Consider the following 22983-nt stretch of genomic DNA (forward strand, 5'->3'; position numbering starts at 1 on the left):
CTGGTCTGTGGGTTCCCACCCGCTCCGGCGCGGGGCGTGGGGGCCTCACGGGTGAATTGCCGGACCCGCGGCTTTCATTCTGAGAGCCGTGGTCTACTCTTCTAAGGTGTCCCGGCCACGTGGCCGGTGCCGCTGATCAGGAAGGCGTGATGGTGGAACAGCGTGACGGGCGTCGTCGGACGCGCAGGGCGACACTCGCGGTGGCTCTCGGTTCATTGGGCTTGCTGTTGTCCGGTTGTAGCCTCCACACCGACAACAAGTGGTGGAACCAGACGATCAACTTCGGATTTCCGACCGGTGTCACCCCCGAGGGCGTCGCGATCCGCGAGTTCTGGACGGGCACCGTCATCACGTCGCTGATCGTCGGGTTCTTCGTGTGGGGCCTGATCTTCTGGTCGATGGCCGCCTACCGCAAGCGGAAGAACGACAACGGCGAGTTCCCGCGGCAGACGGCGTACAACGTGCCGCTTGAGCTGATCTACACGGCCGTGCCGTTCGTGATCATCTCAGTTCTCTTCTACTTCACCGTGGTCACACAGAACAAGGTTCTCGACCTCCGTCCGGAGGAGGAGGTCGGCGTCAAGGTCGACGTCACCGCGTACCAGTGGAACTGGAAGTTCGGTTACAACAAGGTCGACGTGGCCGGCGCGAGCATCGAGGACGGCACCAACGTCGAGGCGCAGCGTGCGGCCGAGGAGGCCGGTGTGCTCTCCGACGAGGCGCGTGAGGCGCTCGGTCATCACGGCGAGCCCGCCGCCGGGGGCCCGATCCACGGCCGTCTCGCCGAGGACAAGTCGTACCTGTACTTCAACAACATCGAGACCGTGGGCACTTCCGACGAGGTCCCGGTCCTGGTCCTGCCGACCGACACGCGTATCGAGTTCCGGCTCGCGTCGGCGGACGTCATCCACTCGTTCTGGATTCCCGAGTTCATCTACAAGCTCGACGTGATGCCGCACCCCGGCAAGAATCAGCAGTTGAGCATGTTCCAGATCGAGGAGATCGAGCGCGAGGGCGCCTTCGTCGGCCGCTGTGCCGAGATGTGCGGCATCTACCACGCGATGATGAACTTCGAGCTGCGCGCGGTCTCCCCGGAGGCGTTCGCCGACTACATCGAGTTCCGCCAGGCCAATCCGACCGCGACCAACGCGGAGGCGCTGGAGTCCATCGGGGAGGAGCCGTACTCGATCTCCACTGCACCGTTCAAGACCGGCCGCAGCGATACCCGCGACCAGAACAACACCATCGAGACCGCGTCAGCTAACTGACGGTTCTCCCGGTATCACGCGAAGGATTTCTGAACGATGAGCGCAACAGTACGAATCTTCGACGCACTGTTTATCTTCCTGGCCTTCCTGGCCATCGCGTACGGGTACCTCACCGGTACGTCGCGGACGGGCGTCGAGTGGGTCGGAACCACGGCCCTCGTGCTCTCGGCCGGCCTGAGCCTGCTGATCGGGGGTTACCTCCGCTTCGTGGCGCGGCGTATCAGCACGCTGCCCGAGGACTACGAGGAGGCCGAGGTCTCCGACGGCGCCGGTGAGCTGGGCTTCTTCAGCCCGCACAGCTTCTGGCCGTTCCTGCTGGCCTTCTCGGTTTTCGTGGTCGGCTACGGGGCGGCGTTCTGGAACTGGTGGGTGCTCATCGGCGGCGCCGTCGCGCTGGTGATCACCGCCTGCGGCCTGGTCTTCGAGTACCACTGGGGTCGCGAGAAGCACTGACCCACTGATCGCCTTCCGCCGGGGCCCGGCGTCGCTGTCCGCGACGTCGGGCCCCGGCGCTTTTCGTCGCGCGCTGACGGCCGGCGCCGTCTAGAAGGGCGGTGGGTCGGTGTCGGTGGTGGGGTGGCCGGTTGTGGGTGGGGGTGTGGTGGTGTTGGCGGCGCGTTCGGCGGCGAGGCGTCGGGCGCGTCGGAGCCAGTGGGTGGCTTGTGGTCGAGGGTCGAGCCAGGGCCGGCGGGGTGGGGCGTCGTCGGTGGGGTCTGGGTCTGGGTCTGGGTCGCGTTGGCGCCAGCGGGCCAGGGGGCCGGTGGGGTGGGTGGTCAGGGTGTGGCCGGTGTCGGTGGTCACGGTCAGGGTGCCGTCGGGGGCGAGGTGGTAGTGCCAGCCGTGGAAGGTTTTGAAGCGGTGGTGTTGGCGGCACATGCTGGCGAGGTTGGCTTCGATGGTCAGGCCGCCGCTGTCGGGGTCGGTGTGGTTGAAGGGGCGGCAGTGGTCGATGTCGCAGTCCTGGGCGGGTACGGAGCATCCGGGGTGGCGGCAGGTGCCGTCGCGTAGGCGGATGCGGTGGGCCAGTTCGGCGCTGATGCGGTAGCGGCGGGCTGCGGTGGGGGAATCGGCGGTGCCGGGTTGGGTGTGGGGCACGGTGATGGTGGCGCCGACGCTGCGGGCCAGTAGTTCGATGAGGGCTTCGATGGTGGCGGGGCCGCCGCGGGGGAGGTAGACCTCGGGTTCGCCGTCGGGGCCCAGGGGTGCGAGGACGGTGATGGTGGGGCGGACCTGGGTGGCCAGGGGTCGGGCCCCGGCCCGTGCGCCGGTCTGCGCGGCGTCTCCGCGGGTGTGGTCGCCGGGCTGGCCGCCGGTCTGGTCGTCTGGGTCGGTGGGGTCGAGGAAGGCGGCGACGAGGGCGTCGGCGCGCAGTTCGTCGATGCTGCGGATGTACTCGGCGTCGACGGTGTCGCCGCCGGCGCGGGCGGCCTGGAGGCGGGCCTTTTTGTCGCGGGTGGCTTGCTCGGTGGCGGCGCGGTGCAGGACCTCGTAGAGGGTGGAGGCTTCGGTGGCGGTGAGGTGGGCGGTGAGGTCGGCCATCCCGTCGGTGCCGCGGCGTAGGCGGATGTGGCGTTCGCGGGTGGCGGCGGCGCGGCGGGCGCGGACGCCGGCGGGGTCGTGGTCGGTGATGATGCGGTCGAGGGTGCCCAGGATGGCGTCGCGGCCGGGGCGGGTGCCGGCGGCGATGGCGGCCATAAGCCAGTCGATGATCTCGCGCTGGATGGGGCCGCGGTGGGCGGAGTCCACGGTGCGCATGTGGCGGGCGAGCAGGGTGGCGGTGTCCTCGTCGAGGCGGCCGGTTTCCATGGCCTCGACCAGGGTGGGGAAGCGGGTGATCAGGGTGCGGGCCCGGGTGAGCAGGGTGCGGGCGCGGTTGTTGTGCACGCCGTAGGCGGCGACGATCTCGGCGCAGGCGATGTGGAAGGGGTCGATGACGGCGTGTTCGGGTTTGAGGTCGAGCTCGGGGTCGTAGCCGGCGGCCAGGTCGCGTCGTTCCTGCTCGTCCTCGCACACGGTGTAGAGGTGGTAGCAGGCGCGCAGTCGGGCGGCGGCGGCGATGTTCTCGGCGTACAGGGCCTGCACGGCGGCGGCGCCGGCCGCGGCGATGGCGGGACAGTTGACGGAGCCGCCCGGGTGCGGCTGTGGTGCTCGCGTCATCGGTGCCCGCCCCCTTGGCGTGGGTGTGATCGCCGCCCGGCCGGACGATGATCGCTCGTGTGTTCGATAAAGTGAACACTAGCAACCCACTACGACACGATGGGGTCCCAACTCGTCTACTCGCAGGGAGGGCGAGGGGCACCGGGCGGCGAGACGCCGGCCGGACGGAGGGGGCGGAGGCGGCGGAGCGGCCACGAGAACGGGCCTCGTCCGCAGTGTGCGGTCGAGGCCCGTTCGTGGGGTGGTGGGGTCGCTTACAGCCCCATGTCCTTGGCGATGATGGTCTTCATGACCTCGTTGGTGCCGCCGTAGATCCGGTTCACGCGATTGTCGGAGTAGAGGCGCGCGATCGGATACTCGTTCATGAAGCCGTAGCCGCCGTGCAGCTGGAGGCAACGGTCGATGACCTCGGCGGCGACCTCGGTGCAGAACAGCTTGGCCGAGGCCGCCTCGGCGGCGGTGAGCTCGCCCTCGTCCAGCGCCTCGAGGGCGCGGTCCGCGACGGCCTGCGCGGCGTCGACCTTGGCCTGGCACGCGGCCAGCTCGAACTTGGTGTTCTGGAACGAGGCCACCTCCTTGCCGAAGACCGTGCGCTGCTGCGTGTACTCCTTGGCGAACCGCACGGCGGCCGCGGCCTGGGCGTACGCACCGTAGGCGATGCCCCAGCGCTCGGACGGCAGGTTCTGCCCGAGGTAGTAGAAGCCGCGGTTCTCTTCGCCGAGCAGGTCCTCGACCGGGACCTTGACGTCGGTGAAGGACAGCTCGGCCGTGTCGGAGGTCTTGAGTCCGACCTTGTCGAGCTTGCGGCCCACCGCGTAGCCCTCGAGCTTGGTGTCGACGGCGAGCAGCGAGATGCCGAAGCGGCGGTCGTCCTCACGCGGGGGAGCGGTACGGCAGGCCACGATCACGCGGTCGGCGTGGACGCCGCCGGTGATGAACGTCTTGGCACCGTTGAGGACATAGTGGGTGCCGTCCTCCGAGAGCTTGGCGGTGCTCTTCATGCCGGCCAGGTCCGACCCGGTGCCGGGCTCGGTCATGGCCAGCGCCCACATCTCCTCGCCCGAGACGAACTTGGGCAGGTAGCGCTGCTTCTGCTCCTCGGTCGCCAGGGCCTTGATGTAGGGGAGCCCGAGCAGTACGTGGACACCCGAGCCGCCGAAGTCCACGCCGGCGCGGGCGGTCTCCTCGGACTGGATGGCCTCGAACTTGTGGGAATTGATCCCCGCGCCGCCGTACTCCTCGTCGACGTTGATGCCGAACAGGCCGAGGTCGGCGAGCTTGTAGTAGAACTCACGGGGGACGATGCCGGCCTCGAACCACTCCTGGAAGTGGGGGGTCACCTCGGACTCGATGAAGTCACGGAGGGTCTGGCGGAAGGCCTCGTGGTCTTCGTTGAACACAGTGCGGCGCAAGTGCGTGCCTTTCCGTTGGACGTTCTGCTCCGGTGGCAGGCCACCGTGGAGGGGAGCGGAGCGTCGGGTTGGTGTACTCCTACTGGTGAGTAGCCTACAAGAATTCGAACTCTCTGACCCGTCCGCCGGCCCATCCGACGCCGCGACGTCACCCCGTCGGCGGAGTGAATTCCAGGCCGTCGTCGGCGATCAGCCTGATCGGCCCGGTCACCTCACGTCCGGTGACCCGCTCGCCACGCTGGGTCACCGCCACCACGCCCTCCTCGCGGAGGTCGAACGCGACCTCCCGGGCGACGGGCATGAGGTCGCGCCAATGATCCCCACCCGCCACCCGGGCCGCATCCGACGGGCAGATCGACCCCTGGCCGCGCGAGCGCAGGAGCGTCCTGATCGTCGCGGCCAGTCGATCGCGTGTCCCCTCCCGGGTGGGTGCCCACCACGGGTCGCCGCGCTCACCGAGCGCGACCTTGGCGTCGTGCACCATCACCCGGGCGGCATCGCCTTCGGTCTTGACCAGCCGGCGACCGGTCATCAGTGCCCGGACGAGCTCCGAGCGGAGCTTATCGGGGATGGACGGATCCGTCGCGCGCCACCGCCGGCCCCCGACCACGATGTGTCGACCGTCCTCGGTGTGCTCCACGCCGGCGCCGGTGCTGTCGTCTCGATCGGTCACACCCAGATCCTGCACCGCCTCCCCCTCCTTCCCCACCGATCGGCGATCGAGGGTGTCGCACACCGCGCCGGTGTTAGGGTCACGGCAGGAACTGGAACGTGTTCCACCAGAGCTGGATGATGATGAGGGGCTGCCGTGACGGCGCAGGACAACACATTCGACGCGGAATTCGACGTGGTGGTCGTGGGGTCGGGGGTGGCAGCCCTCTTCGGTGCCGCGACCGCCGCCGCCCGGGGTCTGTCGACCTGCCTGATCGAGAAGACCGACCGCTTCGGGGGGACCTCCGCGTACTCCGGCGGCGCCGTGTGGCTCCCTGGAAACTCCGTCCTCGCCCGGGACGGGGTCGAGGACTCCGTCGAGCGGGGGCGCACCTACTTCCGCGCCGTGGTGGGGGACCGCACCGCCGCCGACGTCCAGGACGCGTTCCTCAACACCGGGCCGCAGGTCGTCGAGTTCCTGCAGGACGAGCTGGGCATCCCGACCCGCTTCCAGGCCTTCCCCGACTACTTCGACGCCCCGGGGCGCCAGGAACTCGGCCGGAGCATCTACCCCAAGCCCATCAAGGGCGAGGAGGTCGGCGACCGGGCGACCGACATCCGTCCGCCGGTTCCGGCTGACCAGTTCGGCGCGGACGAGGACACCACGAAGCTCGAGGGCGGCAGGGCCTGGGTGGCGCGACTCGTACTCGCACTCGACGCGATGGGCACCGCGGAGACCCGACTGAACACCGCCGCCGAGGAACTGGTCCGTGACGACGACGGACGTGTCGTCGGGGTGGTCGTGAACGGTGCCTCCGGCCGGCAGGTGCTGGGCGCACGCCGTGGGGTACTGGTCGCCGCCGGCGGTTTCGAACGGTCGGCGGACCTCCGCCGCCGCTGGCAGGACATGCCCACCGCCGACTGGTCCTCGTCGCACCCCGCCACGGGCTCGGGAGACGCCGTCCGCATGTTCGAGCAGGTCGGCGCGGAGCTGGACCTGCTCGACCAGTCCTGGTGGTGCCCCGCCACGCTGTTCCCCAACGGGCACGCCGCTTTCACCCTGGGCTTCCGCTCCGGGATCATCGTCGACGGCACCGGCCGGCGATTCGCCAACGAACTGCTGCCGTACGACCAGATGGGGCGCAAGATGCACGCCCGCATGGCCGACGGGGCCGGTGACGACTTCTGGCTGGTGTTCGACGACGCCGAGGCCGGCGGCTACCCGGCCATCTGTATCCCCGCACCCGAGCCCGACGCGTTGCGCGGTGCCGGCCTGTGGCACACCGCGGGATCCGTCGAGGAACTGGCCGAGGCCACCGGACTCGATCCCGCCGCGTTGCGCGAGAGCGTGGACCGGTTCAACGGCTTCGCCGAGCGGGGCCGCGACGCCGACTTCGCCCGCGGGGAGGACCCGTACGGTCGCTTTTTCCTGGGTGCCTCCACGGCCGAGCAGTGCCTGCGTCCCGTGGGCGGGGACCGACTCCACGCCGTCCGCCTGGTCCTCGGTGACCTCGGCACCAAGGGCGGTGCGGTGATCGACGCGAACGGCGCCGCGCTCGACGCGGACGGACGTCCCATCCCGGGTCTCTACGCCGCCGGCAACTCGTCCGCGTCGGTGTCCGGGGAGGCCTACCCCGGGCCGGGCGTCCCGCTCGGCTCCGGGATGACGATGGCGTTCCGCGCCGTGGCCGACATGGCCGGGGAGCCGCTGCAGATCGCGCCCTGAATCGGGACGCGGGGGCGAGTCGCGCGGGCGGGCCGCGGGGGCCGGCCGGCCCCCGCGGGGCTGCTCTCCGCGGCCGCCGAGCCGGGTCCGGCCAGCGTCAGCGGCCGGCCCAGCGGAGGAAGTCAGCGACCGGGATGACCGGCGTACCCCACCGCTGGGCGGCCCGTGACTTGGTCGACTGGCTGCCCGGTTCGGCGATCACCAGCGCGTCGCAGCGGGACTTGGTCACCGCGGACACCAGTTCGAGGCCGCGTCGGCGAGCCATGCCCTCCATCTCGTTCCGAGCCACCACCGTACCGTCCCGGTCGAGGGCACTGCCGCTGAAGCACACGCGCGCCCCGGGGCGCAGCACCTCGGCCACGTCGACCGCCGGCGCGGCCTCCAGCCCGCGCGTGAGATCCGAGCCCACCACCTCGGAGGCCAGCCGAAGCCTGTCGAGCAGTGCAGCGGTCATCGGCACCCGCTGCGCGGCGCGACGGATCTGGTCGGCCACGAGCCCGCGCGCCCCGACCACGAGGTCGCGGTCGCCGGTGTTGACCACCTCGTCGTCGTCGCCAGCACCCGGGTGGCCACCGCGGTGCGGTGGGTCGAGTAGTGCCGCCGACACCTCCGCGCTGATGCGCAGCATCGCCGACAACTGGGGGAGTGACGCCGGGGAAGGTGGGTGGACGTCGCCGTCGCGGGTGAGAAGGTACCCGCCCCGCGCCGGCTCCGCCGGACCCACCGCGCCCGGGCCGGCCTCGTCGCCGTGCGGGTCGACCCGCTGCGACCCGGCGCCGACCACATCGAACACCCCGGCGCCGGCCTCGTCGAGCCACAGCCGGTCCCGGACTTCGAGAGCGACCCGCGCACGGCGGATCGCCGAGCCGGCCCGATGACGCGCACGCTCGCCGGGGATGAGCGCGCCGGAGGGGATATCCACCCCGAGCGGCATCGCCACCGGGCTGCCCAGACGCTCGAGCTCCGAGTCGAGACACTCCAACGTGGCGTCCAGGTTCACGCCTATCGGCGTGTAGCCGTCCACGAGCGGTGCGATCAACGCCCACGCCTCGGGCAAGGTCGGCGCGAGCAGCACGTCGGAGGCGGAGATCCCGTAGTCCGCCCGCGCCTGGCCCAGATCGCGCTGCGGATTGACCAGCGTGGTCACCGCGCTACCGTCCGGGAACACCACCGCGAGCTCCACCGGCCGCGGACGGGAACGGGCGCTGTCGCCCCCGACGGTGAGCGCCGCGACAGCACAATAGCGGTGGCCGTGGACATCTCCCTCGGGGTCGCGGAGGAACCGGAGGATCCGGCGGTCGGTTCTGAGGTCCCCCGGCCTGACCGGCCGGGTGAGGACGAGACCGTCCAGGGACCGCGACCGGCTCAACGCGACGTACAACTGGCCGGGCGCGAAGGTGCCGCCGCCGAGATCCACGATGAGCCTGTCCAGCGTCTGACCCTGGCTCTTGTGGATGGTGATGGCCCAGGCGAGGGTGAACGGCAGCTGCCTGAAGGAGCCGATGACCTCGTGGCGGACCGCGCCGTTGGAGCCGTCGGGTCGGGTGACGTCCCAGGTGTGTGGGACGACCTCGGCCACCTCCCCATCGGAGAATCCGACGACGACGACGGGTCCGTCCTCGCCCCGCCCCTCCCGTCTCCCCGGCGACGCGTCGAGCACACTTCCGATAGAGCCGTTGACCCAGCGGTCCGCCGGGTCGTTGGTGAGCATCATGACCTGGGCACCGACCTTGTACACGAGCTTCGCCTCGTTCGGGGGCTCGAACCCGGTGAGGTCGCCGGTGACGGCCGCCTCCGTCGTCAGCTCCGCCCCGAGAAGACGGTCGAGACGTCGGCGATTGTGGGCGGCGGCCATCCGGTTGGTGGTCGTCAGTGTCAGCCACGGCGCGTCGTCCGGAGGCGTGAAGGCCGGGTCGGTCCGTGAGTTGAGCCGCTCCAGCGCGGTGCCGACGAGCGTGCCCTCGCGGATCGAGTTGAGGATGGCGGTCAGTTCCGGGTCGCCGGACTGTCGGAAGACGCGGGTGAGATCGACGGTGGGGAAGCGGCCGCGGTCGAAGCGCTCGGCGGAGAAGAAGTAGGGGGTCGTGTACGCCGCGTCGAAGTCGGGTCGCTCGGCGTCGGTGACGACCGGTGGGAGTTGGAAGAGATCGCCCACCAGGACGAGCTGGACGCCGCCGAACGGCCTCGTGGGGTCCGGACCGAATCGCTCGAGGGCGATCGCCATCATGTCGAACAGGTCGGCGCGGATCATCGACGCCTCGTCCACGATCAGTGTGCGGACGCCGGCGAGGGCCCCGGCGAAGCGCCCCGGGCGGTACGAGGAACCGCGGACGTGGTCGACGGTGGACCCGGGGTGGAAGCCGAACAGTCGGTGGATCGTGTAGCCGCCCACGTTGAGTGCGGCGATGCCGGTCGGGGCGGCGACCAGGGTGGGGCGGCGCGTCTCCGACAGGAAGCGACGGATGAGGGTCGACTTACCGGTGCCCGCCTTGCCCGTGAGGAAGAGGTCGTGCCCCCCGTGGAGGAGTTCGAGGGCGTGGTCGAACTCATCGGTGAGCACGATCGCACCGTCCGCTCCGGACGAGTGTGACTGCTCGATCATTCCTGTCCCGCGGGTCGAGGGTGTGGTGGACGACGACCGCGGGCCGGACCTCCTCGGAGAAGGAGATCCGGCCCGCGGTCGGGTGCAGTCGGGGATCAGTGCTCGTCGTCGCGACGAGTACGGTTCTCCTCCTGCAGCGTCGTGAGCATCGAGTGCTCACGGTGGTGCTTGTCGTGCTCGGCCTCGTCGAGCAGACGCGCCTCCTCGACGGGGTCGGGGGTGAGCGCACCGCGCGGGGGCCGACCCGCGACGCCGAGCTGGTTCATCTTGGTGGGCACCTTGGCGCCGGCGTACTCGAGCGGGACGGCGTGGCCGTGCTCGTCGATCTCGCCGAGGGGCTGGTGGACCTCGATGAACTCGCCCTGCGGCATCCGCATGATGATGCCGGTCTCGATGCCGTGTTCCAGCACCTCGCGGTCCGAGCGCTGGAGGCCCAGGCACAGACGGTAGGTGAAGAAGTACACCAGCGGCGGGAGCAGGATGAGCCCGATACGTCCGGCCCACGTCGTCGCGTTGAGCGAGATGGCGAAGTGGTACGCGATGAGGTCATTGGAACCCATCAGGACCAGGATCACGTAGAAGGTGATCGCCATCATGCCGGAGGCGGTACGAACCGGCACGTCACGCGGGCGCTGGAGCAGGTTGTGGTGCGCCTTGTCGCCCGTGATCTTGGCCTCGATCTGCGGGTACAGGAACATCAGCACGACCATGGCGCCGAGCATGACGGCCACCCACGTGGTCGCCGGGATCGTGTACGGGCCGAGGTAGAGCTCCCAGGCCGGCATCACACGGGCGCCGCCCTCGGTCCACAGCATGTACCAGTCGGGTTGCGAACCGGCGGAGATGTGCGACGGGTTGTATGGCCCGAGATTCCATATCGCGTTGATCGTGAACAAGCCCGAGAAGAGCATGAGCATGCCGACGGTGATGGCACCGAACGCGATCGACTTGACGGCGAAGACCGGGAGGATCCGGACGCCGACGACGTTCTTCTCCGTGCGGCCGGGCCCGGGGAACTGCGTGTGCTTCTGGTACCACACCAGCGCGAGGTGAGCGGCGATCAGCGCGAGGATGATGGCCGGGATGATCAGCACGTGCAGGACGTAGAAGCGGGGGATCATGATCTCGCCGGGGAAGTCCCCGCCGAAGATCATCCAGTGCATCCAGGTTCCGATCACGGGCAGACCCACGATGATCGCGGAGGTGATGCGGAGGCCGGTGCCCGAGAGCACGTCGTCCGGCAGACCGTAGCCGAGGAAGCCCTCGACGATGCCCAGGAGCAGCAGCACGCAACCGATGGTCCAGTTGGCCTCACGCGGGCGGCGGAACGCGCCGGTGAAGAAGATGCGGATCATGTGGACGACCATCGAGGCCACGAACAGCAGGGCCGCCCAGTGGTGGATCTGTCGCACGAAGAGTCCGCCACGGACCTCGAACGAGATGTCCAGCGCGGTCTCGTAGGCACGAGACATCTCGATGCCGTTGAGCGGAGCGTACGCACCCTGGTAGATCACCTTCGACATGGAGGGGTCGAAGAACAGGGTGAGGTAGACACCCGAGATCAGCAGGATGATGAAGCTGTACAGGGCGATCTCGCCCAGCAGGAAGGACCAGTGGGTCGGGAAGACCTTGTTGATCTGCCGGCGCAGACCCTTGGCCATGGTGTACCGCGCGTCGAGGCCGTCGCCCAGGGACGCGAGTCTTGTGTTAGTGCTCATGAACGACGCTCCCAGAAGGCGGGTCCGACCGGCTCGACGAAGTCACCGTTGGCGACGAGGTAACCCTCGCTGTCCACGGCGATGGGCAGCTGCGGAAGCGCGCGGGCGGCGGGGCCGAAGACCGGCTTCGCGTACTCGAGCGCGTCGAACTGCGACTGATGGCACGGGCAGAGGAATCGATGGGTCTGCTGCTCGTACAGCGAGGTGGGGCAGCCGAGGTGGGTGCAGATCTTCGAGTAGGCGTACAGGTCGCCGTAGTTGAAGTTCTCCTGGCCCTTGCGCTTGACGACGCGGGCCGCGTCCTCGGGGCGGAAACGGATCAGCATGACCGAGTTACGCGAACCGTGGATCGAGTGCATGTGCTCCTCGAAGTTGCCCAGGGCGCTCGCGGGCAGCGGGAAGACGGACTCGAGGCCACCGGCGGCGAGGTCGTCGACGCGGATGCGCTCGAGGCGGCCCTCACCGGCGGGGGGATGCCCGTCGGGGTAGACCTTGCCGGTGTCGCGGCCGAGGTACACCTTCTCCGGCGGCAGGCCGTCGGGGCGGTTCTCGGAGGCGAGGGTCCAGCCGGTGGTGTGGAGGGTGCCGTCACCGGAGAGGGTCATCTCTCCGCGCTTCCACGGGTTCTTGATCATGCCGCCGAGGGGCAGGATCGCGGACAGGCCGATGAGACCGACGCTCGCGCCGAGGAAGCCGCCCATGACCTTGCGGCGGCCGAGGGTGGAGGTCTTCCACGAGTCGTTGAGCTCGGCGACGATCGTGCGGCGGTCGACCTCGTCGGACGGGCCGTCGTGGCGCGTCTGGACCGAGATCTCCTCGGGGACGAACTTCTTGGTGAACTGCACGGCGCCGAAGCCCAGGAACAGGATCGACAGGCCGATCGTGCCGCCGAGCAGCGGCGTGTACGCCATGTACAGCCAGTAGCCGTCCTCACCCTCACCGCGGTACTCCCACGGCCAGAAGATGTAGACGACGGCGAAGGCGAGGGCGAACAGTGCCGACAGCGCGAACCAGGTGGTGACGGTGCGCGCGGCGCGCTTCTCGGCGCGGGTGGTCACGCCCTCGGGCCAGCGGCTCTCGCGGTGCCGGATCTCGACTCCGTCGAGCCGGGTGCCCAGCTCGACGAGCTCGGCCTCGCTCATGCGGTCCAGGTCCGCCGGTGACGGGTTCTTCGGGGTCTCACTCATGAACGGGATCCGATCCACAGGGTCGCACCGATGAGGGCGACGATGCCGACAAGCCAGATAGCCACGCCCTCGGTCACCGGGCCGAGACCGCCGAGGCCGTAGCCACCGGGCGAGACCTTGTTATCCGTGGCCTTGATGTAGGCGATGATGTCCTTCTTCTCGTCAGGCGTGAGCTGCCGGTCCGAGAACTTGGGCATGTTCTGCGGGCCGGTGAGCATGGCCTGGTAGATCTCCTGCTCGTTGGCAGGGTCCAGAACCGGCGCGTACTTACCGCCGGAGAGTGCTCCGCCGCGGCCGGTGAAGTTGTGACAGGACGCGCAGTTGAGCCGGAACAGCTCGGAACCGCGGGCGATCTCCTCGGCGGTGCTCTGCCCGGAAGCGCCCCGCAGCGACTCCTGCGCGATCGTGCCGTCGGGATCGGTGACGATCTCGGGACCGCCGCCGAAGAGGTGGACGTACGCCGCGAGAGCCATGATCTGCTGCTCGCTGTAGCGGGGCTTCTTCCGCTCGGCCTGCGCCTCGTTGTCCGCGGCCGGCATGCGACCGGAGTGCACCTGGAAGTAGACCGAACCCGCGCCGACGCCTACGAGCGAGGGGCCGCGGTCCTCGACACCCTGCAGATTCTGCCCGTGGCAGGTGATGCAGGCGACGTCGTAGATCGACTTGCCCTCGGCGATGAGTGCGGCCTGGTCCTGCTGGGCCGTCGCCACCTGCGGCTCCGGGACGACGGCGGTGGCGATGGCTCCCGCTCCGAGGAGGCCGGCAGCGATGACGAGCGCGCCGGTCGCCTTACGGCGCCGCTTGGTGGAGACCGACCGCGTCGGGGTCGTCGCCGGGTCCGGCGACGGCGTATCCGCAGCGGCTGGGTGAGGTGAGTTCATTGTGAGTTCCCTTTGGTGTTGGGACCTGCTGGACACAGCGTCCTGCGGCCAGCTGACTACTGAATGAAGTAGATGGTGACGAAGAGGCCGATCCAGACCACGTCGACGAAGTGCCAGTAGTAGGACACCACGATGGCGGCGGTGGCCTGCGCCGGGGTGAACCGCGACATCGTCGTACGCATCACGAGAACGACGAAGGCGATGACGCCCGCGGCGACGTGGAGCCCGTGGAAGCCGGTGGTGATGAAGAAGACGGACCCGTAGACGCTGGAGGAGATGGTGGTCCCCTCGAGGTACAGCATCACGTACTCGTACGCCTGGCCGATGAGGAAGACGGTGCCCATGACTGCGGAGATGACGTACCACCGCCGCAGTCCGAAGACATCGCCCTGCTCCGCGGCGAACACGCCCAGCTGGCAGGTGAACGACGATGCCACGAGGATCACCGTGATCGTCAGGGCGAACGGCACGTTCAGATGCGTCGGGTAGGAGGGCCAGTCACCTCCCGAGTTCGCCTTGGAGACGAAGTACATCGCGAACAGGCCCGCGAAGAACATCAGCTCCTGGGACAGCCAGATGATGGTGCCCACACTGACCATGTTCGGCCGATTCAGCGAATGAACACGCTGGGCCATGGCCGATCCTGAGTTATCTACTGCGCTCGTCACGTGGCCAAGTATGACCCCTGAGGTGGGGCGAGTCTGCATGGACCCCCGAAATCGGCGTGTCCGCTCAGCGTTTCCGCAGGTCGCCTCAGATACGTCACGGTCAGGGGTCGGAAATCGCCCCCCTTGCAGGGGCTATCAGGGGGCTCTCAGGCTGGTCTCCCCGGGCGGTCGCGGCCGCCGTGGCAGGGGACGGCGCGGGCGGCGACGCTACCGGGGTGGCACGATTGATCCCGTGTGGCCGGCCCCTTCGAGTGCCGGTTCCTTTCTATGAGACCAGAGGAGGTCGGGACACGTGGGCAGTTCGGCGGCGATCGACGGGGGCCGGTCCTGGCCCGGAGTACTCGGCACCCTCACGGCGGAGGTGGACCTCGATCCGGCGGACGCGCGGTGGGCGATGTCGCGGATCATGGAGGGCGTCGCGACCGATGCGCAGATCGCCGCGTTCGGAGTGGCCCTGAAGATGAAGGGTGTCACCGGACCCGAGCTCGAGGCGCTCGCCTCGACGATGCTCGACTACTCCCGCCGCGTGCCCACGGACCGCGCCTGCGTGGACATCGTCGGCACCGGCGGCGACCGGCAGGGCACCGTGAACATCTCGACGATGTCGTCATTGGTGGTCAGCGCGTGCGGTGTGCCCGTCGTCAAGCACGGCAACCGGGCGGCGTCCTCCAAGAGCGGAGGGGCGGACGTCCTCGAGGCGCTCGGCGTGGCGATCGATCTGGGGCCCGAGGACGTGGGGCGTTGTCTCGACGAGGTGGGGGTGGCCTTCTGCTTTGCCCCCGTGTTCCACCCCGCTCTGCGCTTCGCCGCGACGCCGCGGCGGGAGATCGGCATCCCGACCGTCTTCAACATCCTGGGGCCGTTGACGAACCCGGCCGCTCCGACGGCGAACCTCATCGGCTGCGCCTTCGAGAATCTCCTCTCGGTGATGGCGGAGGTGTTCGCGCTGCGCGGCCGATCGGCTCTGGTCGTCCGCGGTACGGACGGGCTGGACGAGATCACGATGACGGGTCCGACCCGGGTCCTGCGGGTGTCCGACGGTCAGGTCGACGAGGACCGGATCGAGCCCGCCGACTTCGGGATGAGCACGTGCTCGATCGAGGATCTCCGTGGCGGCGACGGGGTGCACAACGCCGGGGTCGCCCGGGATCTCCTGGCGGGGAAGACCGGGCCGGTGCGTGACGCGGTCCTGCTCAACTCCGCGGCGGCCCTGGTGGCGTTCGACGGGCTCGACAGAGATGCGGACCTGGTGACCGCGATGCGTGCGGCCGTGGACCGGGCGGCGACGGCGATCGACGACGGCGAGGCGGCGCGTCTGCTCGAGAAGTGGGTCGGTTTCAGCGCGAACCGGTGAGTCAGGCGTGGCGGTGATCGGCGGCCGCGCGTTCGGCCCGGTCAGCCCAGTCCGTCAGGGTGTGCGCACCCTGGACGGGGAGCGTCCAGCAGCCGTCGACCGAGACGATGCGGGTCTGCGTGGAGTCGATCCACCGGTGGACGTTCCGGATCTGAGCCTGGGTCGCCCCGGCGAACGGCCCGGGCGCGGGCCGCACGGTGGTCGCGGCGGCCCGTAGGCCGTCGATGACCGGCATCGGCGCGGCTCCGGGTGGGACCGTGCCGGATCCGGCGAGCCGGCCGTGGCGGACGATCGCCACCGCCCAGGCCCGTCGGGGCGCCGGTTGGACGAGCACGATCTCCGCGAGCGCGGCGGTGGCGGCCAGCTCCTGCCGGCGGGCGAGTACCCGGATGAGGGCGGCGGTCCTGTCACGCAGTCTCGCCCCGCGCTCGAAGGCGCCGTCGGCGGCGAGTCGGTCGATCTGCTCGACGAGCGCGTGCAGCGGGGCCTGGTCCCGCCCGTCGGCGAGCGCCGCCCAGCGCTCGGGCGTGGGCCGACCGCCGAACGCCTCGAGGAGGTCCTCCCACGCGGCGCGTGCGTCCTCGGTGCGACGGAACGGCCCGATCGCCGTGGGGTCGTCCGGGATCCGGACGATCGTCGGACGGCTGGCGCGGCCGGTGGGAGGGGAGAGCCACCAGCCTCGGCGAGGGCTGCGGGACCGTCTGTTGAACGGGGGCTGCAGTGAGTCGATGAGTTGTTCCTCGACGGTCCACGCCTCGAGGAGGTGGGCGCACGGCACCGACTCCACCGAGGCGGCCAGGCCGACCATGGTGCGCATCCGCCCGCGGGTGTCCCCGCCGGAGTAATAGGAGCGCGCGCGACGACGCACCGAGCCGGATGACCCGACGTACAGCGGCCCGCCGGCCTCGTCGCGGAAGACGTAGACCCCGGGGCCGTCGGTGAGCGCCTCGGTGAGGGTCGCGCGACGTCGGATCTCGGGAGCCAGGCGGCCGTCGTACGCCAGCAGTTCGGAGAGGGTGGACACCCCGCAGTCACCCACCCGCGAGATGAGGGCGTGCAGCACGTCCACCGTGGCGCGCGCGTCCTGTAGGGCGCGGTGATTGGGCTCGACCGTGGCGCCCAGGTGTGCGGCCAGGACCCCGAGCCGGTGGCCACGCGTCTCGCCGCGGTGCAGCACCCGCCGGGCGAGTGCGAGGGTGCACACGGACGGGGGATCCGGCCACCGGTGGCCCGTCGCGGCTGCGGCGGCGCGGAGGAAGCCGAGGTCGAATCTGGCGTTGTGTGCCACCAGGACAGCGCCGCGCGAGAACTCGAGGAACGTCGCCATCACCTCGCCGAGGGACGGTGCGCCGACGAGGTCCTCCGGGGCGATCCCCGTCAGCCTGCTGATGTGCCCCGGCAGTACGCCGTCGATCGAGACGAAGGTGGACAGCTCCGCCTGCACCTCGCCTCCCCGGATCCGGACGGCGCCGATCTCGGTGATCTCGTCGCCGCCCGGCTTGGTGCCGGTGGTCTCGAGGTCGACGACGACGAAGGTCACCTCGGACAGCAGCGGCTCGAGCTCGTCGAACGCGCCCTGCGCGCCGACGGGTGCCGGTGAGGTGGAGGGGGGCATGGCGGAGACGGTAGCGGCGGGGTCGGACATCGCCGTCCGGGGGCGGCGTCCGGGTCACGGTCCGGGGGAGTGTGTCGTACCCGGTTCCTAGGGTGCCTCCCGGGCCGACCGCCGCGGCCGGATCGCGGCGCGATAACGAACGGGCAACACGCCCAGGACGGAATGTGAGGTAGATCATGGTGTCAATGGATTGCGCTCGCTGCCCGGCGGTGGCGGGCGACTGTGAAGGCTGCATCGTCTCCCTGCTGCTCGGCGAGAAGGACCAGGTAGACGAGCTTTCTCCGGAGTCCTGCGGGTACGTGCTGGACCCGGAGGTGCGGACGGCGATCGACGTCCTCCGAGCCGTGGGCATGGTGACGTCCATCGACATCCTGGCCGCGGAAACCGCCGCGTGAGCGGGGAACTGGACTTCGGCGAGATGGTTTCGTAACCTTTTCGAGACCTCGGAAGTCATTCCCCGCCCGCCGGTGGGGAGCCGCGGTCACGCCTAAGCGCCCGAGGGCGCGCCGGGGAACCACGTTCCACTGGGGTGAATCGCTCGACGACCGGGAGGTCGGCGAGCGTAGGACAGACTTCCGTGTCCGAACCCGTCAGCTAACCCGGTCGGTGTCGCAGGAAGAAAGAGGTAAAGTCTCTCGTGGGAGCCCACAGCATCAAGACCAGCTCGACCGGCCGCCGCGTGGCCGCCGCCGGACTGCTCGCCGCCGGAGCCGCTGTCGCGGGCTCCGGGACCGCGTCCGCCGCGCCCGTGACCGTCGACGTCCCCGTCGAGCTGCGGCTGCCGGGTGTTCCGGCCCAGGTCACCATCGACGTCCCGGAGGGCATCGCCCTTCCGGCCGGCCTCCAGCAGGCCGCCCAGGCGGCCCCGGCCGCTCCGGTCGAGTTCGCCACCCCGGCGCCCGAGGTCTCCACCGGCCAGCGCATTCTGGACGCGGCCACCACTCGTGTCGGCTCGCCTTACGCCTGGGGAGCGACCGGCCCCAGCTCGTTCGACTGCTCCGGCCTGACCTCGTGGGCCTACAAGGAGGCGGGGATCTCGATCCCGCGCACGAGCCAGGCCCAGATCGGCGGCGGCACGCAGGTGGCCAAGTCCGACCTGCAGCCCGGTGACATCGTCGCCTTCTACAGCGGCGCGTCCCACGTCGGCATCTACGCCGGCAACGGTCAGGTCGTCCACGCCCCGTACTCCGGTACCTCCGTGAGCTACGCGCCGCTGGACTCCATGCCGTTCTACGGCGCCACCCGCTACTACTGAGCGGGTCGGCTCTCCGACTCCTACACACCCCGCCTGAGGCCGGGCACGTACCGGCCCCGGGCGGGGTGTGTCGTATGTAACATCCCCTCTCGGGTGCCGGATGTCTTCGCAGGTGTCCGGATCGGCCCCGCCCAGGCGAACCCCGGATCCGAGAGACCGACGAGAGCAGATGAAGCCCCGTGCCCGCGCGAACAGGCTCGCCGCCGCCGCGGCGGTCGTGGTGCTGCTGGCCGTCGCCGGTGTCACCGCTCAACCCACCGCCACTGCTCAGCCCACCGTTCCCGTCGCCGCCTCCACGACGACCGCGGCCCCCGCGGCTGACGCTCCCCCCACTCTGAGCGAGAGCGCGGTCCATGCGCCGGCCTCCGCCTCGCGCGGTGCTCCGGAGGGCTCCGTGTCCGCGGCGGGCGAGGACCTGGCCGAGTTGGCGCGGCTGTCCGAGGAGGCGGGGGCTCTCGGCGAGGAACTCCACCTGGCCCGCGCGGAACTCGACCGCGCCGAGCGGGAGCGCGATCGCCTCGAGCTGGCCGCCGGGGCAGCCGCCGGCCGAGCCGCGGTGGCCGACGGTGCGGCCGTGAGGGATCAGTCCCTCGTCGACCACCTCGCCGCCATGAGGTACCGAGGTGGCGACCCGGGCGCGACCCGGGCCGCGATGCTGGCCGAGAGCCCACGGGACCTCGTGCACAGATTGGACGCGCTACGCCGGCTGTCCGGCGCGACCACGAGCGCACTGGACGCCTCGCGGGCGGCTTCCGAGACGGCCGCACGCCTCCGGGATGACGCCACCAGGGCCGCGGATACGGCGCGGGCCTCCGCTCGCGCGGCGCGAGAGCACGCCGATCACCTCGACCGGCGCATGGCCGAGATGCGCGAACTCATGGACGAGGTACGTCGCCGCGTGGACTCCCTGTCGGACGGGCAGCGGGCCCTGTGGGTCGGCGGGCCGGTGATGCCCGCCGGTTACGTCGCCCCGCCCGTGGACGACACCAACTCGGCCGCGCTCCGCGTGGCACTGACCCGGCTCGGCGCTCCGTACTCGTGGGGCGCCACCGGTCCCGACGAGTTCGACTGCTCCGGGCTCATGGTGTGGTCGTACGCCCGGGAGGGCAAGACCCTGCCACGATCGAGCCAGGCGCAGGCGGTCTCCGGGGCGCCCGTGGCGATGCGGGACGCCCGTCCCGGCGATCTCGTCATCTACTACCCGGAGGCAACCCACGTGGGGATGTACGCCGGCGACGGCCTGGTGCTGCACGCCCCGACCTACGGCGTCCCCGTCAGACTGGAGAGGGTCGACGCTATGCCGATCCACTCGATCCGGCGGTACTGACCGCGCGCCAACGGCCCCGTGACGTTTCCGGGGCGCACGGGTCGTGCCGGGTCGCGCGGGGCCGGTGTAGGTGCTGTGGCAGGCTCGGAGTCGATGACCAAGACCCTGCTGATCACCAACGACTACCCGCCGCGCCCCGGCGGGATCCAGTCCTATCTCGAGACGTACCTGAGCCACCTCGACCCCGCCGAGGTCGCGGTCCTCGCGTCGACGTTCCGCGGTGCCGAGTCCGCCGAGTACGACGCGTCGAAGCCCTATCTCGTGGAGCGCGTGCCCACCGAGATGTTGCTGCCGACGCCGGACCTGGCGGCCCGGGCGCGCCGCCTCGCCTCGGATTTCGGGGCGACGACGATCTGGTTCGGGGCGGCCGCCCCGCTCGCGGCCATGGCCCCGGTCCTGCGTGAGGGTCCCGTGGAGCGGATCGTGGCGAGTACCCACGGGCACGAGGTGGGATGGTCGATGCTCCCCGGGTCGCGTCAGGTCCTGCGCGTGATCGGGGAGTCGACCGACGCGATCACCTACGTCAGTGACTACACGCGAAGGCGCGTCTCCGCGGCCTTCGGCCCCCGGGCACGGCTGGTGCGTCAACCGGGCGGTGTCGACACGGAACGGTTCCGCCCGGACCCGGTCAGGCGCCGGGCGATCCGGGACCGCTACGGGGTCGCGGACCGCGACGTGATCGTGTGCTTGTCCCGTCTCGTGCCGCGGAAAGGTCAGGATGCGCTCATCCGCGCGATGCCGGAGATCGCCCGCCGGGTGCCCGGGGCCGTCCTCGTCGTCGTCGGCGGGGGGCCGTACAGACGGACGCTCGAGGGGCTCGCACGCCGGTACGGCGTGGCGGACCGGGTCATCTTCTCCGGCCGGATCCCCGCGGACGAGATCGTCGACCACCACCGCATGGCCGACGTCTTCGCGATGCCGTGCCGCACGCGCGGCGGCGGGCTGGACGTGGAGGGACTGGGGATCGTCTACCTCGAGGCCTCGGCGTGTGGCGTACCGGTGGTGGCGGGGCGTAGCGGGGGAGCACCGGAGACGGTCCGGGATGGGCGGACCGGACTCGTGGTGGACGGGACCTCGCGGCGCGAGATCGTCGACGCGGTGGCCGGGCTGCTCGAGGACCGTCCGCGGGCGTCCTCGATGGGGCTCAGTGGCCGCCGTTGGGTCCTCGAGAACTGGCGGTGGGAGGACCTGGCGCGGGACATGCAACGCGTGCTCTCGGGGGAGTGACCCGCGAGAGCACGCGTCCGGGCCGTCGTGCCGTCCGGCTCGGCCCGACCGTCAGGCCGCGCCGTCAGGCGTAGAGGGCCTCGATCTGCTCGGCGTACTTCTGGTGCACCACGTTGCGCTTGACCTTGAGCGACGCGGTGAGCTCGCCGGTCTCCTCGGTGAACTGGTCCGGCAGGACGTGGTACTTCTTGATCGACTCCGAGTGCGACACGCTGCGGTTCGCCCGCGCCAGCGCCTGATCGAGGTGCTCGATCATGTCGGCGTCCTTGAGCAGCTCGTATAGCGACCCCGACTTGTCGTGGTGGGACTTCCAGCGCTCCAGGGCCTCCGGGTCCAGGGTCAGCAGGACGGAGACGAACGGCTTGCCGTCGCCCACGCAGACCGCCTCCGCGACGAGGGGGTCGGCGCGCAGGGCGTCCTCCAGCTGGTTGGGAGCCACGTTCTTGCCGCCGGCCGTGACGATGATCTCCTTCTTGCGGCCGGTGATCGACAGGTAGCCGTCCTCGTCCAGCGAGCCGAGGTCGCCGGTCCGGAACCAGCCGTCCGTGAAGGACTCGGCGGTCGCCTTCTCGTTCTGCCAGTAGCCGGAGGCCACCACGGGGCCGCTCACCTCGACCTCGCCGTCCTGGGCGATACGGACGGCGCACCCGGGCAGCGGCTGGCCGACGCTGCCGATCCGCATGTGGCCCGGGGTGTTGACCGTGATCGCGGCGCACGTCTCCGTCAGGCCGTAACCCTCGAAGATGTTGACCCCGATGCCGTCGAAGAAGTGGGTCAGCCGGTCACCGAGGGCCGCGCCACCGGAGATGGCGACCTCGCAGCGTCCGCCGAGGGCGTTGACGAGCTTGGCGTACACGAGCTTCGAGAAGAGTGCGTGGCGCAGCCTGAGGAGCGGGCCCACGCGGCCGTCCCCCCGGTTGGCCTTGGAGTACGCCACGGCGGTGTCGGCCGCCTTGTCGAACATCCACGCCTTGACCGTGCCGCCGTCCTGGGCGGTCGCCCGGGCCTTGTTGAAGACCTTCTGGAAGACGCGGGGGACCGCCAGGATGTAGTGCGGCTTCATCTCGCCGAAGGTCTCGACCAGGTTGGTCAGGTCGGCGGAGTGCGCGATCGTCACACCGGCGTGGAAGCCGGCGTAGGTGATCGCGCGGGCGAGCACGTGCGCCAACGGCAGGAACATCACCGACGTCGCGTCGATGCGCAGGATCTGGCTGAAGGGCGTCTCCAGCACGGCGAGCGTCTCGGACATGAAGTTGTGGTGGCTGAGCATGACGCCCTTGGGGCGTCCCGTCGTGCCGGAGGTGTAGATGAGCGTCGCGGGGGAGTCGGCCCGCACCGTGGCGCGGCGCTCGTCCAGGACGGAGGCGTCGACAGACGCGCCCTGGGTGGTCAGGGTCTCCAGGACCGGGTCGGCACCGTCGATCACCAGGACGTCGGAGACGTCGAGCCCCTCGATGCCCTCGCGGGCCGTCGCCGCGTGGGTGTCGTTCTCGACGATGATCAGCTTCGCGCCGGAGTCCTCCATGATCCACCGGATCTGGTCGGCGCTCGAGCTGTCGTACACCGGCACCGTGACCGCGCCGACCGCCCAGATGGCGAAGTCGATCAGGTTCCACTCGTAGCGCGTGGCGCTGAGCAGGGCCACCCTGTCACCCGCCTGGACACCCAGGGCCACGAGGCCGCGGGCGACCGTGCGGACCTCCTCGGCGAACTCACGGTTGGTGACGTCCGTCCACCGACCGCCGACGGGCCGGAGGAACGCGACGTTGTCCGGGGTCTGTTCCGCCCGGTCGTAGGCCGACTGAACGCAGGACCAGTCGTCGGGGACGGTGAAGGTGGCGGGTGCCGCGACGTATTCGCGCAAAGGGTCCTCCCGGTGGAGACGTTCGTCGTATGTCGGTGACCACACACTATCGCCGCCCCACCGCAGCGGCC

Annotated in this window: 18 protein-coding genes and 1 riboswitch; of the genes, 8 read left to right on the top strand and 10 right to left on the bottom strand. The window is 70.2% G+C overall.

Annotation, left to right across the window (positions count from 1 at the left end; all coding sequences use genetic code 11):
* Window positions 1-149 precede the first annotated feature (149 nt).
* Window positions 150-1268, top strand: coding sequence for a cytochrome c oxidase subunit II (locus tag C3V38_RS11970; protein ID WP_061229915.1), 1119 nt, complete (start codon window positions 150-152; stop codon window positions 1266-1268).
* Between the two features lie 36 nt (window positions 1269-1304).
* On the top strand, window positions 1305-1721 hold the full coding sequence (locus tag C3V38_RS11975; protein WP_061913758.1) for a cytochrome c oxidase subunit 4: 417 nt from the start codon (window positions 1305-1307) through the stop codon (window positions 1719-1721).
* Window positions 1722-1811: 90 nt separating this feature from the next.
* Here the strand turns inward: C3V38_RS11975 and C3V38_RS11980 are convergent, their stop codons facing one another.
* From C3V38_RS11980 to C3V38_RS11990, 3 genes are all read right to left on the bottom strand, one after another.
* Complete coding sequence (locus tag C3V38_RS11980) at window positions 1812-3425, bottom strand: HNH endonuclease signature motif containing protein (RefSeq protein ID WP_106385832.1); 1614 nt, start codon at window positions 3423-3425, stop codon at window positions 1812-1814.
* A 254-nt stretch (window positions 3426-3679) separates the two neighbouring features.
* Entirely contained in the window at window positions 3680-4837 is a 1158-nt protein-coding gene (locus C3V38_RS11985; RefSeq protein ID WP_106385833.1) for an acyl-CoA dehydrogenase family protein, read from the bottom strand.
* 148 nt (window positions 4838-4985) lie between these two features.
* Window positions 4986-5510 carry a DUF3253 domain-containing protein gene (locus C3V38_RS11990; RefSeq protein WP_061228936.1) on the bottom strand — a complete coding sequence of 175 codons (525 nt, stop codon included), beginning with the start codon at window positions 5508-5510 and terminating at the stop codon, window positions 4986-4988.
* A 135-nt stretch (window positions 5511-5645) separates the two neighbouring features.
* Between C3V38_RS11990 and C3V38_RS11995 the strand changes: the two genes are divergently transcribed.
* Window positions 5646-7214, top strand: a complete 1569-nt coding sequence (locus tag C3V38_RS11995; protein ID WP_061228904.1) for an FAD-dependent oxidoreductase — start codon at window positions 5646-5648, stop codon at window positions 7212-7214.
* Between the two features lie 97 nt (window positions 7215-7311).
* Here the strand turns inward: C3V38_RS11995 and C3V38_RS12000 are convergent, their stop codons facing one another.
* The 5 genes from C3V38_RS12000 to C3V38_RS12020 form a co-directional block, all read right to left on the bottom strand.
* On the bottom strand, window positions 7312-9816 hold the full coding sequence (locus C3V38_RS12000) for an AAA family ATPase (protein WP_174521544.1): 2505 nt from the start codon (window positions 9814-9816) through the stop codon (window positions 7312-7314).
* A 95-nt stretch (window positions 9817-9911) separates the two neighbouring features.
* Window positions 9912-11534 (bottom strand): cytochrome bc complex cytochrome b subunit, encoded by a 1623-nt coding sequence (locus tag C3V38_RS12005; RefSeq protein ID WP_061228905.1) that lies wholly within the window; start codon window positions 11532-11534, stop codon window positions 9912-9914.
* Entirely contained in the window at window positions 11531-12721 is a 1191-nt protein-coding gene (locus C3V38_RS12010; protein ID WP_061228938.1) for a ubiquinol-cytochrome c reductase iron-sulfur subunit, read from the bottom strand. Before C3V38_RS12010 ends, C3V38_RS12005 begins: the two co-directional genes overlap by 4 nt.
* The gene (locus C3V38_RS12015) at window positions 12718-13602 is read right to left on the bottom strand and encodes a c-type cytochrome (protein WP_061228906.1); all 885 of its coding nucleotides are present in this window, start codon (window positions 13600-13602) and stop codon (window positions 12718-12720) included. Before C3V38_RS12015 ends, C3V38_RS12010 begins: the two co-directional genes overlap by 4 nt.
* 56 nt (window positions 13603-13658) lie before the next feature.
* Complete coding sequence (locus C3V38_RS12020) at window positions 13659-14270, bottom strand: heme-copper oxidase subunit III (RefSeq protein ID WP_007632198.1); 612 nt, start codon at window positions 14268-14270, stop codon at window positions 13659-13661.
* Window positions 14271-14562: 292 nt separating this feature from the next.
* Between C3V38_RS12020 and trpD the strand changes: the two genes are divergently transcribed.
* Window positions 14563-15624, top strand: coding sequence for an anthranilate phosphoribosyltransferase (gene trpD / locus C3V38_RS12025; protein ID WP_061228907.1), 1062 nt, complete (start codon window positions 14563-14565; stop codon window positions 15622-15624).
* Between the two features lies 1 nt (window position 15625).
* Here the strand turns inward: trpD and C3V38_RS12030 are convergent, their stop codons facing one another.
* Window positions 15626-17239: a DEDD exonuclease domain-containing protein gene (locus C3V38_RS12030; RefSeq protein WP_232302961.1), complete on the bottom strand. Its 1614-nt coding sequence runs from the start codon at window positions 17237-17239 to the stop codon at window positions 15626-15628.
* 176 nt (window positions 17240-17415) lie between these two features.
* Between C3V38_RS12030 and C3V38_RS12035 the strand changes: the two genes are divergently transcribed.
* The 4 genes from C3V38_RS12035 to C3V38_RS12050 all read left to right on the top strand — a co-directional run bounded on the left by C3V38_RS12035 (window position 17416) and on the right by C3V38_RS12050 (window position 21048).
* Complete coding sequence (locus tag C3V38_RS12035) at window positions 17416-17634, top strand: hypothetical protein (protein WP_106385834.1); 219 nt, start codon at window positions 17416-17418, stop codon at window positions 17632-17634.
* A gap of 79 nt (window positions 17635-17713) precedes the next feature.
* Window positions 17714-17863: riboswitch (cyclic di-AMP (ydaO/yuaA leader) on the top strand.
* Between the two features lie 13 nt (window positions 17864-17876).
* Window positions 17877-18494 (top strand): C40 family peptidase, encoded by a 618-nt coding sequence (locus C3V38_RS12040; RefSeq protein WP_106385835.1) that lies wholly within the window; start codon window positions 17877-17879, stop codon window positions 18492-18494.
* 169 nt (window positions 18495-18663) lie between these two features.
* A complete protein-coding gene (locus C3V38_RS12045) occupies window positions 18664-19821 on the top strand; it encodes an NlpC/P60 family protein (protein WP_061228911.1) in 1158 nt (385 codons plus the stop codon).
* A 93-nt stretch (window positions 19822-19914) separates the two neighbouring features.
* Window positions 19915-21048 (top strand): glycosyltransferase family 4 protein, encoded by a 1134-nt coding sequence (locus tag C3V38_RS12050; protein WP_007632189.1) that lies wholly within the window; start codon window positions 19915-19917, stop codon window positions 21046-21048.
* A gap of 64 nt (window positions 21049-21112) precedes the next feature.
* Here C3V38_RS12050 and C3V38_RS12055 read toward each other — a convergent pair whose 3' ends face one another.
* Window positions 21113-22912 (bottom strand): long-chain fatty acid--CoA ligase, encoded by a 1800-nt coding sequence (locus tag C3V38_RS12055; RefSeq protein WP_106385836.1) that lies wholly within the window; start codon window positions 22910-22912, stop codon window positions 21113-21115.
* Window positions 22913-22983 lie beyond the last annotated feature (71 nt).

Origin of the sequence: Dietzia sp. oral taxon 368 (genome assembly GCF_002999155.1) — a bacterium.
Taxonomy (GTDB): Bacteria; Actinomycetota; Actinomycetes; order Mycobacteriales; family Mycobacteriaceae; genus Dietzia; species Dietzia cinnamea.

Coding starts and splice junctions, on each gene's coding strand:
- C3V38_RS11980 (WP_106385832.1), bottom strand. CDS start 3,425: ATGACGCGAGCACCACAGCCGCACCCGGGCGGCTCCGTCAACTGTCCC.
- C3V38_RS12015 (WP_061228906.1), bottom strand. CDS start 13,602: ATGAACTCACCTCACCCAGCCGCTGCGGATACGCCGTCGCCGGACCCG.
- C3V38_RS12000 (WP_174521544.1), bottom strand. CDS start 9,816: ATGATCGAGCAGTCACACTCGTCCGGAGCGGACGGTGCGATCGTGCTC.
- C3V38_RS12045 (WP_061228911.1), top strand. CDS start 18,664: ATGAAGCCCCGTGCCCGCGCGAACAGGCTCGCCGCCGCCGCGGCGGTC.
- C3V38_RS12050 (WP_007632189.1), top strand. CDS start 19,915: ATGACCAAGACCCTGCTGATCACCAACGACTACCCGCCGCGCCCCGGC.
- C3V38_RS11975 (WP_061913758.1), top strand. CDS start 1,305: ATGAGCGCAACAGTACGAATCTTCGACGCACTGTTTATCTTCCTGGCC.
- C3V38_RS12005 (WP_061228905.1), bottom strand. CDS start 11,534: ATGAGCACTAACACAAGACTCGCGTCCCTGGGCGACGGCCTCGACGCG.
- C3V38_RS11970 (WP_061229915.1), top strand. CDS start 150: ATGGTGGAACAGCGTGACGGGCGTCGTCGGACGCGCAGGGCGACACTC.
- C3V38_RS12035 (WP_106385834.1), top strand. CDS start 17,416: ATGGTGTCAATGGATTGCGCTCGCTGCCCGGCGGTGGCGGGCGACTGT.
- C3V38_RS12010 (WP_061228938.1), bottom strand. CDS start 12,721: ATGAGTGAGACCCCGAAGAACCCGTCACCGGCGGACCTGGACCGCATG.
- C3V38_RS12030 (WP_232302961.1), bottom strand. CDS start 17,239: ATGCCCCCCTCCACCTCACCGGCACCCGTCGGCGCGCAGGGCGCGTTC.